This is a genomic window from Rhizobium sp. BK181 (assembly GCF_014193305.1).
In the GTDB taxonomy this organism is placed as follows: domain Bacteria; phylum Pseudomonadota; class Alphaproteobacteria; order Rhizobiales; family Rhizobiaceae; genus Rhizobium.
In genome coordinates, this window is record NZ_JACHZA010000008.1 from 40,791 (window position 1) to 55,450 (window position 14,660).

The following is a 14,660-nucleotide window of genomic DNA, read 5'->3' on the forward strand; positions in this document are numbered from 1 at the left end:
ATGACAACGGTGCTCTTTGGACAGGAATATCTGGCGTCACCGGAGATTGCCCACTCCATTCGACTGCGTCTGCTTGACGGTCCGCTCGATCTCGCCTGGAAACATTCCGGGATGACGTCAGACTTCATTGCAGAGATGATGACACCGAGATTTCGGCCGTCAAAGCGGCTTTACAACCAGCTTCGACAGGATATTGGCTATCTTGCAAACGAGCTGATCGAGAACGCCATCAAGTTTCGCAGCCGCGGCGAGGTGGTCGTGGAAGCGCTGGCACAGGCAGACTGCTTCCGGCTTCGCGTCTCTAACCTCGTCGACCGCGAAACCGCCGACAGGTTTCAGCAGTTGCTGACCACGGTCACGAGCGGGGACCCCGGCGAGCTCCTGATCGAGCAAATCGAGGCCAGTGCGATGGCGACAAGCGGGAATGCATCCGGCCTCGGCATTCTGACGCTGATGAGCGACTACGAGGTGCAGTTTGCCTGGCTTTTCGAAGGCGAGGAAGACAACGAACCGACGAAGATCCAGACCTATGCCGCGATGGCAATTCCATCGTCCTGAAACATCAAAGGTGCTGAATGGAAATTAGAGAAGAAGCATACCGCGTCTGGTCCGAGGGCGGCACCGTCTATTTCGACGGTACGATGAGGCTCGCGGGACCCGATGCCTATGCGCCGGTCCATGCGCTGGCGATGAAAGCCATTGAAGACGGCGGCGGCAAGACTACCTTGGATCTGACTGGGCTTGAATTCCTCAACTCCTCGGGGATAAATTTATTGGCTAAACTGACAATCGAAGCGCGCAAGCGACCGGATCTGCATTTGACGGTGCTTGGCTCTTCTCAGGTCTCCTGGCAGATGAAATCCCTGCCGAACCTGAAGAAGCTGCACCCGGGCGTCGATCTGAGGATGACCTAGGATTATGAGTTGGCCTGGACCAGGCAAGGGTGGTGCCTTGCCTGGTCCGTCAAGGAGGCGTCAATTGCCCGACAATGGACCATCACGAGCAGCCGCGCCGCCCGCAGGTGAGGATGCGCGCGCCGAAGAAAGCAGAACGTCAGGGATCGAACGTCGCCGGTTCCCGCGAGAGGAAAAGCCGCCGGAACCGCCCGCTCCTCCCTCGGTCCTGAAGCCGCTCCGCTTTACCACGGGGAATTTGCCGGCGGACCAGCAGTTCTCTGCCTGGCAGGCCTATATGGCGCCATTGGTCGACGTTCGGCTGCCGGACAGCGTTCCTCCCGGAACGCCCTTCCCGGCCGACCACGCAGCATGGAACCTCGGCGGAATGCTGGTCGTACAGCAGACGGCCCCGGCACACAGCTTCCTTCGCCAGGAGACAAAGGTGAGGTCAAACCTCATGGACCACTGGCACGTCATGGTCGTGCGCAGCGGCAGGACATGGACCGAGGTCGACGGACGCGTTTGTCACGGCGAACCGGGCAAGGTCGAGTTGCGAACCCTTGGACACCCTTTCCGAGGGCGTTCGACGGACGCCGAGATCCTGTCCCTCTACCTGCCGCGGGAACTGCTTTACTTCACCTCCACCGAGGTCAAGAACAACACGACGCTATCGGGAACGCGGACAACGCTGTTGATCGATTATCTGGACGGGCTCGAGGCAAAGCTTGCTCAATTGTCGGAGGGGGATCTTCCTCACGTGGTCCAGACGGTCCGTGACATGATCCTGACCTGTGTCTCGCCGTCCGCGGCAGACTATCCTTCGGCAGAACTGCCCTCGTCCCTGCCCCTGAAGGAACGGGTTTTCCGTTTCGTGCAGGCCAATCTGACGGCCGATGACCTGACGACGGAGCGAATTTGTCGCGAACTCGGCGTGTCGCGCACGCGGCTATACCAGGCTTTCGAGCGCGATGGCGGTGTCCACCACTTTATCCAGCGTCGACGGCTCCTCTCCGCTCACGCTGCCCTTAGCGATGCTGCCAACCGGCAGCAGATCATCGACATTGCCTTTGCTGCCGGTTTTTCCTCCGCCGCCCACTTCAGCCGGGCCTTCAGCAAGGAATTCGGCTACACCCCGCGCGAGGCGAGACACATCGCCGTTCCCTCCTACCTCGGACAGGCGGTCGAACCGATCTCGGGGGTCGAAGGCGCAGATTCCTTCGACAAGTGGCTGAGGTCGCTTGGCCACCGCCAGGACTGACGGTCCTCCAATCAACAAAAAAGGTGGTCGACGGGGAAACCGGCACGCTGGCGTGTGGCCTTGACACTCCAGCGCAAAGGAAGTGCCGCACGCGCCTTGCACACAGCAACCGCGTCAATCAACGCAACCCCGCAGGCACCATCTGCCGGCCCCGTCAAAAATAGCAGTTACCTGGAGTTGCTGCTCCAGAAATGGACGCTGCTGCAAGTTTTTGGATGCTTGGCTAACGACAAGGGTCGGGTAAGCCATTAAAAACGAAGCATAATCAAAGTGCAGGCAGCGGAGATGGAGTGCACGACAAATGCGCTCCAGTGCAATAAGGCAACTTTCAGAGGCACAGGCAATGGACCCGACCAATCCCACGATCAATATTAACAATCCTCAGTATGCTGCGAATGATCCGTATCGCGTCGTCGAGCGCGAGGAAGTGCTTGCAACGGCTTTCCGGGCCTTTGTACAGCGCGCAGTGGGTGCGGGTTGGAACGAAGCAGAAGTCGCACTGACGTTGGCAGACATCGCTGACGACTATGTCATGGCACTCGCCCGAAGGGTCAAGGCAAACTAGTACCGCGTAGCATTCGCGTCCTGCTGGGGAGGCCGCGAACATGCCCGACCCCGGGGTCGGCCCGAGTGCATGCCGCTTCGCGCACCACCGCGAAGCGGCACGTTCATTTTTGGGGCACCGGTCCGGCCCGGCTGCTCGTGCCATCGGCAAACCGGTTTGTACTCCTGGCGCTCCCAGCCCTTCCTGCAGGTTGACGCTTTGTCGTGGCCTCTATAAGAGGCGGCATCGAAACTTGTTTGCCGATATTTGTTTTTGCTGCGCTCGTCGCTTCGTAACAACTTCCCTTCTCACAAGTCGAAAAGCACCCCAGCGTGTTGGCAACATCACGCGGGAAGGAACATGTTTTCCAATACGAGGTTGAAATGCTCGTTGAGGCAGGCGCCCCTTGAAGCAGGAATTGGCGAAGCGAGCGAGGCTGCGGCATCGGTTCTTCGGCCAGGAAGGCAAATTGGACATATGAAAGGCAGTGTCGCAGTGCTTACCGCTCCGGTAAGGGCGAATGATCGCGCGTGGCTAAAGGTTCTTTCCGCATACCGCCAGCCTCGCCTCTGGCGAAGCAGCTTCGAGATCGTGGTGACGCTCGTTCCCTTTGCGATTTTTTGGGGCATTGCATTCATCTCTCTCTCGAAGGGCGTCTGGCTGGGAATGATATCGATCGTTCCGGCGGCTGCATTCCTGTTGCGGCTTTTCATGATCCAGCACGATTGTGGACATGGCTCGTTTTTTGCGCGCCGACGTCTTGATGACTGGACGGGACGAACAATCGGCGTTCTGACCCTGACCCCCTATGACTACTGGCGGCGGGCGCATGCTACCCATCATGCATCGGCTGGAAATCTGGACGAGCGAGGAACGGGCGACATCCACACCCTTACGGTCGCCGAGTACCATTCACTTTCAAGACTGAAAAAGCTTGCTTATCGCCTCTATCGGCATCCGCTGGTCATGTTCGGCATCGGGCCCGCCTGGCTGTTCCTTTTAAAGCAACGCCTGCCGTTCGGGATGATGCGCGATGGTCTGTCGCCGTGGATTTCCACAATGGCGACCAATTTCGCGATCGCGGCACTGTCGCTCGGATTGATATGGACTGTCGGAATTGCCCATTTTCTTGCAATCCACCTGCCAATCGTGACCCTCGCAGGAGGAGCAGGTATTTGGCTCTTTTACGTACAGCACCAGTTCGAGGAGACGCACTGGTCGAATGCCGACGACTGGCAGTTTGCGGAAGCTGCGCTCCACGGCGCTTCATACTACGATCTGCCGCCGGTGCTTCGATGGATAACCGGCAACATTGGGATTCATCATGTTCATCACCTGTCGAGCAGGATCCCTTACTACCGGCTGCCCGAAGTATTGCGCGACTACCCACAGCTGAGAAATATTGGCCGCATCTCGCTTGGCGATAGCCTCAGATGTGTGCGGCTCGTGCTCTGGGACGAAGCGAAGGGCAAGCTCGTATCCTTTCGCGAAGCCTCCCGGGCAGCGGCAGGGGCCTGACAGGCTCCAGATGATCCTCTGGTGGAAATCGCCATGCACAGCAATGTCAACACTTCAAGGACTGCAATAATGCCGACCACGCTTACGCCGACACAAATCAGAGGCCTGAAACTCGCCAGGGATGGAAATCTGTTTCCCGCTGATGCCGGGAAATGGACCCACCTGAACGCAACCGTGACCTATGCGAAGAACGACAGGTTTAAGGAACGCCCGCAGAAGATCAAATTCCTGACCTCGGCGACAGTCGATGATCTGAAACAATTCGGATTGCTGCAAGACCTTTCGCCGGACGCGGGCAAATACGACGCCGCTTGCGGTATCACGATGGCGGGCAAGATCTGGCTCATGCAGAACAAGTAGTCTGCACCTTAACGACTGTCTGCCGTTGTTTCCTCTCACCGTCGGCAACGTTGCTTTCAAGATAAGCGACGGGCCAACGACCCTTCTCACCGAGCCAGATGTCGACGGGGCACGACCAATGGAAATCATTTCCTTTGGGGATGCGAGACTGTAGTCTCCACGCGGGCCCTCCGATCGTCCCCGGGCCCAATGTCCGCGGCAGCGAGACCACGCTGCCGACCTCAGAGGAGAAGTGATGTTCGACCATGTTTCCATTGGCGTTGCCGATCTCGAGCGTGCACGCAAGTTCTATGACCAGGCGCTGGAGCCTCTCGGATACACCAGGCTTTCAAACAGTGACAATTGGGTCGGCTACGGCGCCGAACACCCGCAATTCTGGATAAAGCCGGCCGCACGGCCGGTTGTCCCCGACATCGAATCGGGACTGCATTTCTGCTTTGTCGCCAAGAGCGAGGATGCTGTTCGATCCTTTCACGCCAACGGCATTGCCAATGGCGGGACCGACAATGGTGAACCGGGTCTCCGGCCGGAATACGGATCATTTTACTACGCCGCCTTCATGATCGATCCCGATGGCTATCGGATCGAGGCTTTCTTCCACCGCCCCGAATAACCTCGCAAGGCGACCGCCTGCCATAGACAAACGCAAGGCCATCGAATGCCACAGCATCGACAGACCGTCTCCGATCATGCGCCGTCAGCGATGGTTTGGGTCGGCTTTGTCGCGATGTGCACCGGAATGTTCATGGCGATCCTCGACGTCCAAGTCGTAGCAACGTCCCTGCCGACAATCCAGCAAGGCATCGACATCGATCCCGACAAGATGAGCTGGATCCAGACAGCCTACCTGATCGCGGAAGTGGTCGCGATCCCGCTGACGGGACTTCTTACCCGCGTTCTGACGATGCGGTGGCTGTTCATCGTTTCCATCCTCCTGTTCGTCGTGGCTTCGGCCGGCTGCGCAGCGAGCGGAACCTTTGGCGCACTGGTGTCATGGAGGGTGCTTCAGGGCTTCTCGGGGGGAACACTGATCCCCGCCGTTTTCTCCGCCGTCTTCATTCTTTTTCCGAACGAGCGGCAGGCGATCGCCACGACCATCGCAGGCGTGCTCGCCGTCCTTGCCCCCACCATCGGCCCGATCATCGGCGGCTGGCTGACGGCGACCTATTCCTGGCACTGGCTGTTTCTGATCAACATCATTCCGGGACTTGTCTCTGCGGTGGTAGCCTGGCGGTGCCTTCCGCACCACAAGGCAGATTTCGGCGAACTCAAAAGCCTCGACCTTGCCTCGCTCGTCATGCTGGCGATCTCGCTTGCCAGTCTAGAACTTGCACTGAAGGAGGCGCCCACGTCAGGCTGGACTTCGTCCCTTGTGGCCGGCCTGTTTGCCATAAGCTTCGTCGCGGGAACCGGTTTTACGGTTCGCTCGCTGCGCCGCAGACGTCCGATCGTCGACCTCGGTCATTTCCGTGATCGAAATTTCCTGATCGGTTCTGCCCTGAGTTTCGGGCTCGGGATCGGCCTCTTCGGTTCAGTCTACCTCATGCCTGTCTTTCTGGCCTTCATCAGAGGACAGAACGCGCTCGAGATCGGCGCGACCATGCTCGTGACCGGCATCACGCAACTCATTGCCGCACCGATCGCAGTCTATCTGGAGAAGCGGACGGATCCGCGCCTCCTCTCTGCCGTCGGCTTCTTTCTCTTTGCGCTCGGACTGTGGATGAGTGCGTTCGAGGATCCACGGACCGGTTACGACGCGATGTTCTGGCCGCAGGTCGTGCGTGGGGCAGCGATCATGTTCTGTCTGCTGCCGCCGACTCGATTGGCGCTGGGGACCCTTCCGCCCGACCAGGTTCCGGATGCCAGCGGCCTTTTCAACCTGATGCGCAACCTTGGGGGCGCGATCGGCATCGCCATGATCGACACGATCATCTACACGCGGTCCGAGCCATTGACGCAATCCCTGTGGGATCGGCTGCGCGCGGGCGACCACGCAGCCGCCGCCTTTGTCGGCGCACCCGCAGAGGAGCTTGTTGGACATGGAGGCACCCTCAACCCGGATACCGTCGCGGCACTCGACCCCCTGGTGCAGACGGCGGCGAGTGTCCAGGCGATCAACGAGGCGTGGATGATGGCCGCCGTCCTGACTGCCTGTGCATTGCTTGTCCTTCCATTCGCAAGGCCGGTCGCAGCACCGCGCTGAGCGCTCATCGTTGCGGCATCCCGTATTTCCGGCGGCGTTTAGTCTGTCTGACGTCGGAGGTCGCAAACGGTGAACGCAGCGTTCAATCGCCTTTTCATGGCTAATTCCCCTTCCCATGTTATGGCCATCACAATCCGGCGGTTCAGACCGTCACAGTCACGGACGTCATCATGAAGAAAATCGGTTTCCTTTCCTTTGGCCACTGGTCGCCCTCGCCCCAGTCACAAACCCGCTCTGCCGGCGATGCTCTTCTTCAGTCGATCGATCTTGCTGTGGCCGCCGAAGAGCTCGGGGCGGAGGGCGCCTATTTCCGCGTCCATCATTTTGCCCGGCAACTCGCCTCGCCATTCCCACTGCTTGCCGCCGTGGGCGCCAGGACGAAGAGCATCGAAATTGGAACCGCGGTCATCGACATGCGCTACGAAAACCCTCTCTACATGGCCGAGGATGCCGGCGCGGCCGACCTCATTGCAACCGGGAGGCTACAACTCGGGCTCAGCCGTGGCTCGCCCGAGCAAGTGATCGACGGCTGGCGCTATTTCGGCTATCAGCCAGACGAAGGGTCGAGCGACGCCGATATGGGACGCAGCCACGCCGAAGTCTTCCTGCAGGCGCTGAAGGGTGAGGGCTTTGGCGAGCCCAATCCAAGACCAATGTTTCCAAACCCACCTGGCCTGCTGCGTCTCGAACCGTATTCGCAGGGCCTGCGCGATCGCATCTGGTGGGGCGCTGGATCCAATGCGACCGCCATTTGGGCGGCCAGACTCGGGATGAACCTGCAGAGTTCTACCTTAAAGGATGACGAAACCGGTGAACCCTTCCATGTCCAGCAGGCAGCCCAGATCCGCGCCTATAGGCGGGCCTGGCAGGAGGCCGGCCATCAGAGAACGCCGCGTGTGTCGGTGAGCCGCAGCATCTTCGCGCTCGTCGATGATCGCGATCGTGCCTACTTCGGGGGCAGTGGCAAGGAGCAGGATTCGATCGGCTTTATCGACCAGAACACGCGGGCTATATTTGGTCGCTCCTATGCGGCAGAACCGGACGCTCTCGTAAAGCAGCTCGCATCGGACGAAGCGATCGCGGAAGCCGATACGCTGCTGCTCACCGTGCCCAACCAGCTCGGCGTCGACTATAATGCCCATGTCATCGAAATGATCCTGAAGCATGTCGCGCCGGCCCTCGGCTGGCGCTGATCGGTCGCCATCAGGATGGAGCATTGCGCGTTGCCATATTGAAGAGCGGCAGCGGGCCTTGGCTGGCCTTGCGATTACCGCGGCACAAAGAGCGTACTGCGTCCGCTTGTGGTGTCTGCAACAAGCCGTTCGACGTCCTCCGATTTCCATTCCGGAAAGCGTGCCGTCAGCTCGGCGCCGCCTCCATGAAATGTCTCCTTGAGGATGGAGAGGCCCGGGACCGCCGCCAGGCGCGCCTTCAGGATCGCCAGGTCCGAATAGGCTGCCTCAATCGTTCCTTCGAGCGTCGGGACGATCTCGATCGTCTCCCCCGCCCGCAGGCAAGCGGCAGCCGTTCCGCCATAGGCCCTGATCAGGCCGCCCGTGCCGAGGAGCACACCGCCGAACCAACGCGTGACGATGACGATGACCTTGTCGAGCGATTGCCCGTCGATTGCCTGCAGGATCGGCTTGCCGGCGGTTCCACTCGGCTCACCGTCGTCGCTGAACCGATAGGTCTGGCCGCTTCGCCAGGCAAAGCAATTGTGGTTGGCATCGGCATGCGCGTAAGTGGCCAGTGCATCCTTCGCGTCGGCTTCATCGGCAATCGGTAGGGCCGCCGCCAGAAACCTGCTTTTTTTGACGATCTGCTCGAAGACAATAGGGCGTTCCAGGGAATACATCGCAGCTGTATACGCCAGCCTTGCCGACGGGCGAAGGGGATTATGGGGCGTGATCATCCGTAACGGATCAGCTTCGAGGGCGGCTGACCGTCGCCGCCCGGCCTCAATCCGTCCCTTCATGTTCAGATGGAACCAACAGTAATAGTCAATCGACCGGATCCCCTTGAACTCGGCGGTCGCCGTATGGGCAAGGATATCCCTGTTGACCCATTCGATCGTTTCACCTGGCCTGGCGGTGACCCCCGGCGGGCGCAAACATCATTTTCTCGATCGTTACCGCGATTGTCTCTGCCCGCGCTGGAGCGGCCCCGAGGGCCACCGCGAAGGCCAGGATGGTCCATCGATGCCGCATCATCATTGTCCTGCAGTGTGACCTTGAGCTTCTTCACCAGGGCAAGCGCCTGCTTGTTGATCGCCTCGTGGTCCCGCACCATGTCCTCGGCAAAGCTCGGTGCCTGCTTTGCCGCCTCGATCTCGATCGATCCGGCCGTGTAGGCGATATGAGCGATCTGGGGATCTGTCGGTTTGTCCGCAGCCGGCGCAGGGTGCCAACCCAAGCAGGCAGATCGTGGTCACGGCTGTCATCAGTCGCGTAGTCATGGAACCTCCTTCGTCCTTGCCGAAAGGCCGGACAGTTTATCGCTGTACAAACGTTGGATGTCGGCTCCCGAATAAGGTTCCCGGCATCGACCGGGAGAACCGGACCGCTCCCGTATTCGTGTTCTGCAACACCCTTTTCTCCCCGGGGGCAACGGAAGACAGTCAGGGCGAAGGCTGCGAAAATCTTGCACATGTCGATGCCACGTGATGGCATTTGACAAGCGCGGCAAAGGAGGCCGACATTGCCACCAGCAACGACACCGTTTTTGGATGGGATGGAGAAGATGAACCTCAAGGATCCTGGACTCTTTCGCGAGGCGGCCCTGGTCGGCGGTCGATGGATCGACGCCGATCCATCGAACGCGATCGAGGTCAATGACCCGGCCACAGGCGACATCATCGGTCGTGTACCGAAGCTTGGCGCTGCGGAAACCAAAGCTGCGATCGAGGCGGCCGCCACGGCGCAAAAGGCCTGGGCGACCCGCACAGCAAGAGACCGTGCGATCATCCTGCGCAAATGGTTCGAGCTGATGATCGAAAACAAGGACGATCTCGGCCGCATCCTGACGCTGGAACAGGGCAAGCCCGTTGCCGAAGCCACCGGCGAAATCGTCTATGGCGCAAGCTTCATCGAATGGTTCGCAGAGGAGGGCCGGCGCGTTTATGGCGATCTCGTTCCCGGCCACCAACCGGACAAGCGCATCATGGTGATGAAGCAGCCCATCGGCGTGGTTGCCGCCATCACGCCCTGGAACTTTCCCAACGCCATGATCACCCGCAAGGCAGGTCCGGCATTGGCCTCCGGGTGCGCCCTGGTGCTGAAGCCAGCCAGCCAGACGCCTTTTTCAGCGATCGCGATCGCCGTGCTTGCAGAGCGTGCCGGACTGCCCGCCGGCCTGTTCTCCGTCATCACCGGTTCGGCGCGCGAGATCGGGGCGGAGATGACCGCCAATCCGATCGTGCGCAAATTGACCTTTACCGGCTCGACCGAAATCGGCGCCGAACTTTACAGGCAGAGCGCCCCGACCATCAAGAAGCTCGGGCTGGAGCTCGGCGGCAATGCCCCCTTCATCGTCTTTGACGATGCCGATCTCGATGCTGCGGTGGAAGGCGCGCTGATCGCCAAGTTTCGCAACAATGGACAAACCTGTGTTTGCGCCAACCGCCTTTACGTCCAGGACGGTATCTACGAGGCCTTTTCGCAGAAGCTTTCCACGGCTGTCGGCAAGCTGAAGATCGGCAATGGCTTCGACGAGGGTGTGATCCTTGGTCCCTTGATCGATCAGCCGGCCCTGGAAAAGGTCGAGGAGCATGTGGCTGACGCCCTGTCGAAGGGGGCACACGTCATGGAGGGTGGCAGGCGCCATTCGCTTGGCGGCACCTTTTATGAGGCAACGGTGCTGACCGGTGTCACCAGCGACATGGCTGTCGCGCGCGAGGAAACCTTCGGGCCGGTGGCGCCGCTTTTCCGGTTCAAGGACGAGGCCGATGTGATCGCCCAGGCCAACGATACCGAGTTCGGCCTAGCATCCTATTTCTACGCCAAGGATCTCGCCCGCGTGTTCCGCGTGGCCGAGGCCCTCGAATACGGCATGGTCGGGGTCAATACCGGGCTGATCTCGACGGCAGAAGCGCCCTTTGGGGGCGTCAAGCTCTCCGGCCTCGGCCGCGAAGGGTCGAAATATGGAATCGATGAATTCATGGAGATCAAATACGTCTGCCTCGGCGGCATCAGCTAAGAGACTGGTCGCAGCTCGTCTTCACTCTTCTGTGAGCGCTCGCACGGCCACCCAACGTCCTTCGCCGTAGCAAAACGCGTCCTGCGGCTGTGATTTCCTTCGCCGGCACAGAATTGCAGCGGTCGAAAATACAATGGTCGTCGCGGCAGCGTGATGACCTTTGCCATGGAGATTGGATGGCTTTCGTGGCATATTGTCATCAGCACTGCTCAACATTTGAGTCGCAATTCCAGCGCTAGAATGGAGACGATATGATGCTGTATGGCCCTTACGAGCCAAATCCGAATTCCTGTAAGTATTTGAAGGAACAAATACTACGCAGCGCCGTTATAGTGATGAGCGGGCCGACAGGGCTGCTATCCCGTTTTAACCAGCCGGCCGCGGGAGAGCATCATGCAAAAGGGTGAAAGCGACGTCTTTGATCTTTTTTCGGAAATTTACACAAGTGCTGCGCAGGAAGAATTTAGCCTGCAGGAATATCTGCTAGCGTGCCGCGACGACAAAAGTCTCTACGCAACGGCGCAAGAGCGCATGGTCGAGGCGATCGGTGAACCGACGCTGATCGATACCAGTGCCGACGAACGCATGGGCCGCATCTTTGCCAACCGGACTCTGAAGATCTACCCCACATTTGCCGACTTTTATGGCATGGAAGATACGATCGAGCGGATCGTCGGCTACTTCAGATACGCTGCCCAGGGCCTCGAGGAACGCAAGCAGATCCTCTATTTGCTCGGACCCGTCGGCGGCGGCAAGTCATCGCTGGCCGAACGCCTGAAAAGGCTGATGGAACAGCGGCCAATCTATACGCTGGCGGTCAATGGCAAGGTAAGCCCGATCTTCGAGTCCCCCCTTGGGCTCTTCCACCCGGACCGCATGGCCGGCCTTCTCGAAGACAAGTACGGCATTTCCAGGCGCCGCCTCACCGGGCTGATTTCGCCCTGGGCAACCAAGCGGCTTGACGAGATCGGCGGCGATATTTCGAAATTCAGCGTCGTCAAGCTGACGCCATCCCGGTTGCGCCAGATCGCAATTGCAAAGACCGAACCGGGTGACGAAAACAACCAGGACGTCTCGGCCCTGGTCGGCAAGGTCGACATCCGACAACTCGAAAACTTCAGCCAGGCCGACCCGGACGCCTATTCCTACAGCGGCGGGCTGAACAGGACGACTCAGGGGCTTCTCGAGTTCGTCGAAATGTTCAAGGCACCGATCAAGGTCCTGCACCCGCTGCTGACTGCGACCCAGGAAGGCAGCTACAACGGGACCGAGAACTTCGGCGCCTTCCCCTTCCAGGGCATCGTCGTCGCCCACTCAAACGAATCCGAGTGGCTGCAGTTCAAGAACAATAAGAATAACGAGGCATTTCTCGACCGTATCCTTGTGGTCAAGGTTCCCTATTGCCTCCGGGTCACCGAGGAACGGCAGATCTACGAAAAGCTTCTTCGCGAGAGCGAACTGGCAAACAGCCCCTGTGCTCCCGAAGTCCTCGAGAACCTCAGCCGCTTCACCGTCGCAACACGCCTTCACGTGCATGAGAATTCTCCGCTCTACACGAAGATGCGCGTCTATGACGGCGAGAATCTGAAGGATACGGATCCGAAGGCAAAGTCCGTCCAGGAATATCGCGATGCGGCGGGCGTTGATGAAGGCATGACCGGCATCAGCACCCGCTTCGCGTTCAAGGTCCTCTCGGAGACCTTCAACTACGACACAAAGGAGGTGGCAGCCGATCCGGTGCATCTGATGTACATCATGGAGCAGGCGATCCGGCGGGAGCAGTTCCCGAAGGAAACGGAGGCGCGCTACCTCGACTTCATCAAGTCGGAACTCGCCGCGCGCTACGCGGAATTCATCGGCCATGAAATCCAGAAGGCCTACCTGGAATCCTACAGCGAGTACGGCCAGAACCTCTTTGACCGCTATATTTCCTATGCCGACGCGTGGCTGGAGGACCAGGACTTCAAGGACTACGACACCGGTCAGATTCTCAATCGGGAAATTCTCGACAGCGAATTGTCGCAGATCGAAAAGCCGGCCGGCATCGCCAACCCCAAGGACTTCCGCAACGAGGTCGTCAAGTTTACCTTGCGCGCCCGCGCCAGGAACAGCGGCCGGAACCCCTCCTGGACCAGCTATGAAAAGCTTCGCGAGGTAATCGAGAAGCGGATGTTCGGTCAGGTCGAGGATCTACTGCCTGTCATCAGCTTCGGCTCCAAGAAGGACAGTTCGACTGAAAAGCAGCACGCCGAATTTGTCCAGCGCATGACTCAGCGAGGCTACACCGTCCGCCAGGTCCGGCGGCTCGTTGATTGGTACATGCGGGTCAACAAGGCCGGTTGACAATGCCGAACCGGGGGATTGGCAGATGCCGAATTTCATCGACCGCCGGCTCAATCCGAAGGACAAGAGCCTTGGCAACCGACAGCGTTTCCTGAACCGAGCCCGGGAGGAATTGAAGCGGGCTATCAAGGAGCAGGTAAAATCGGACAAGATCGCCGATGTGGACGCCGCCCACGGCGTTCCCATGCCCAAGCGTGGCGCGGGCGAGCCGACATTCCAGCCAAGCAGCGGCAGCGGCGACCGGGAGTACATCCTCCCCGGCAATCGGGAATACATGGCAGGTGACAAGCTGTCGCGACCACAAGGAGGTGGCGGAGGCGGAGATCGCGGCGCTGGTCGCGGCGAGAGCGAGGATGATTTCCAGTTCATCCTGTCGCGCAACGAAGTCCTCGACCTCTTCTTCGAGGATCTCGAGCTTCCTGACATGGTAAAGCTCAATCTGAAGGAAACGGTTACCTACAAGCCGCACCGTGTCGGCTTCAGCACCGCTGGTACGCCCACAAACATCAATGTCGGGCGCACGATGCGAAACAGTTTCGGCCGCCGAATAGCGCTGCAACGCCCGAGCGAGGCGACCGTGAAGGCAGTTGCGGACGAGATCGCCGTGCTGGAGGCGATGGAGGAGCGATCTGCCGCGGACCGGCGGCGCCTGCAGGCGCTGCGCGAGGAACTGGAGCAGTTGGAACGGCGGCGACGGCGCATTTCTTATGTCGATCCCGTCGATATTCGCTTCAACCGCTTCGAACGCCAGCCGCTGCCCAATGCCAGCGCCGTGATGTTCTGCCTGATGGACGTATCGGCATCGATGGGCGAGCGCGAGAAGGATCTGGCCAAGCGCTTCTTCGTGCTGCTGCATCTGTTTCTCACGCGCCGGTACGAGCGGATCGACATCGTCTTCATCCGTCACACCGATGAGGCCCATGAGGTCGACGAGGAAACGTTCTTCTACAGCAAGCAGAGCGGTGGCACTGTTGTTTCGACCGCGCTCGAGGAAATGCTTCGGGTGATCGAGGAGCGATATCCCGCCAATCTCTGGAATATCTATGCCGCCCAGGCCTCCGACGGCGACAATATCAGCGGCGATTCGGAACGCTGCGCGGAGCTTCTCCGCAACCATCTGATGCGCCTTTGCCAGTACTACGCCTATGTCGAAATCATTGATGAGCGCGAAACGGAAATATTTGGAGCCACAGACAACGGCACCTCGCTGTGGCGTGCCTACCGCACCGTCGACGGCGCGATCCCCAACTTCCAGATGACCCGTATTTCCAAGCCGGCCGACATCTATCCGGTTTTTCGCAAGCTCTTTACCCGGCAGCCTGCCGTGCGCACGCGCAAGTAAGG

At 59.6% G+C, this 14,660-nt stretch carries 13 protein-coding genes and 1 pseudogene; 12 read left to right on the forward strand and 2 right to left on the reverse strand.

Annotation, left to right across the window (positions count from 1 at the left end; translation table 11 throughout):
• From FHT77_RS18755 to FHT77_RS18795, 9 genes are all read left to right on the forward strand, one after another.
• Positions 1-558 carry a slr1658 superfamily regulator gene (locus FHT77_RS18755; protein WP_183756433.1) on the forward strand — a complete coding sequence of 186 codons (558 nt, stop codon included), beginning with the start codon at positions 1-3 and terminating at the stop codon, positions 556-558.
• Positions 559-575: 17 nt separating this feature from the next.
• On the forward strand, positions 576-914 hold the full coding sequence (locus FHT77_RS18760; RefSeq protein ID WP_183756434.1) for a slr1659 superfamily regulator: 339 nt from the start codon (positions 576-578) through the stop codon (positions 912-914).
• A gap of 64 nt (positions 915-978) precedes the next feature.
• Positions 979-2,154, forward strand: a complete 1,176-nt coding sequence (locus FHT77_RS18765; RefSeq protein ID WP_183756435.1) for a helix-turn-helix domain-containing protein — start codon at positions 979-981, stop codon at positions 2,152-2,154.
• Positions 2,155-2,497: 343 nt separating this feature from the next.
• Complete coding sequence (locus FHT77_RS18770; protein WP_183756436.1) at positions 2,498-2,719, forward strand: hypothetical protein; 222 nt, start codon at positions 2,498-2,500, stop codon at positions 2,717-2,719.
• Between the two features lie 456 nt (positions 2,720-3,175).
• On the forward strand, positions 3,176-4,216 hold the full coding sequence (locus FHT77_RS18775) for a fatty acid desaturase (RefSeq protein WP_183756437.1): 1,041 nt from the start codon (positions 3,176-3,178) through the stop codon (positions 4,214-4,216).
• A 69-nt stretch (positions 4,217-4,285) separates the two neighbouring features.
• Positions 4,286-4,576, forward strand: a complete 291-nt coding sequence (locus FHT77_RS18780; protein ID WP_183756438.1) for a hypothetical protein — start codon at positions 4,286-4,288, stop codon at positions 4,574-4,576.
• Positions 4,577-4,811: 235 nt separating this feature from the next.
• Positions 4,812-5,189: a VOC family protein gene (locus FHT77_RS18785; protein ID WP_183756439.1), complete on the forward strand. Its 378-nt coding sequence runs from the start codon at positions 4,812-4,814 to the stop codon at positions 5,187-5,189.
• Between the two features lie 45 nt (positions 5,190-5,234).
• A complete protein-coding gene (locus FHT77_RS18790; protein ID WP_183756440.1) occupies positions 5,235-6,779 on the forward strand; it encodes a DHA2 family efflux MFS transporter permease subunit in 1,545 nt (514 codons plus the stop codon).
• 170 nt (positions 6,780-6,949) lie between these two features.
• Positions 6,950-7,972 carry an LLM class flavin-dependent oxidoreductase gene (locus FHT77_RS18795; RefSeq protein ID WP_183756441.1) on the forward strand — a complete coding sequence of 341 codons (1,023 nt, stop codon included), beginning with the start codon at positions 6,950-6,952 and terminating at the stop codon, positions 7,970-7,972.
• A gap of 74 nt (positions 7,973-8,046) precedes the next feature.
• Here the strand turns inward: FHT77_RS18795 and FHT77_RS18800 are convergent, their stop codons facing one another.
• Together FHT77_RS18800 and FHT77_RS18810 are read right to left on the reverse strand one after the other, a co-directional pair.
• Entirely contained in the window at positions 8,047-8,634 is a 588-nt protein-coding gene (locus FHT77_RS18800) for an IMPACT family protein (protein WP_183756563.1), read from the reverse strand.
• Between the two features lie 338 nt (positions 8,635-8,972).
• A pseudogene (locus FHT77_RS18810) lies at positions 8,973-9,234 on the reverse strand (DUF4142 domain-containing protein); the annotation flags it as partial.
• Positions 9,235-9,518: 284 nt separating this feature from the next.
• On the opposite strand from FHT77_RS18810, the gene gabD reads away from it, so the two are divergent.
• The 3 genes from gabD to FHT77_RS18825 all read left to right on the forward strand — a co-directional run bounded on the left by gabD (position 9,519) and on the right by FHT77_RS18825 (position 14,658).
• Entirely contained in the window at positions 9,519-10,973 is a 1,455-nt protein-coding gene (gene gabD / locus FHT77_RS18815) for an NADP-dependent succinate-semialdehyde dehydrogenase (RefSeq protein ID WP_183756564.1), read from the forward strand.
• 393 nt (positions 10,974-11,366) lie between these two features.
• Complete coding sequence (locus tag FHT77_RS18820; RefSeq protein WP_183756442.1) at positions 11,367-13,316, forward strand: PrkA family serine protein kinase; 1,950 nt, start codon at positions 11,367-11,369, stop codon at positions 13,314-13,316.
• A gap of 25 nt (positions 13,317-13,341) precedes the next feature.
• Positions 13,342-14,658: a YeaH/YhbH family protein gene (locus FHT77_RS18825; RefSeq protein ID WP_183756443.1), complete on the forward strand. Its 1,317-nt coding sequence runs from the start codon at positions 13,342-13,344 to the stop codon at positions 14,656-14,658.
• The last annotated feature ends 2 nt before the right edge of the window (positions 14,659-14,660 follow it).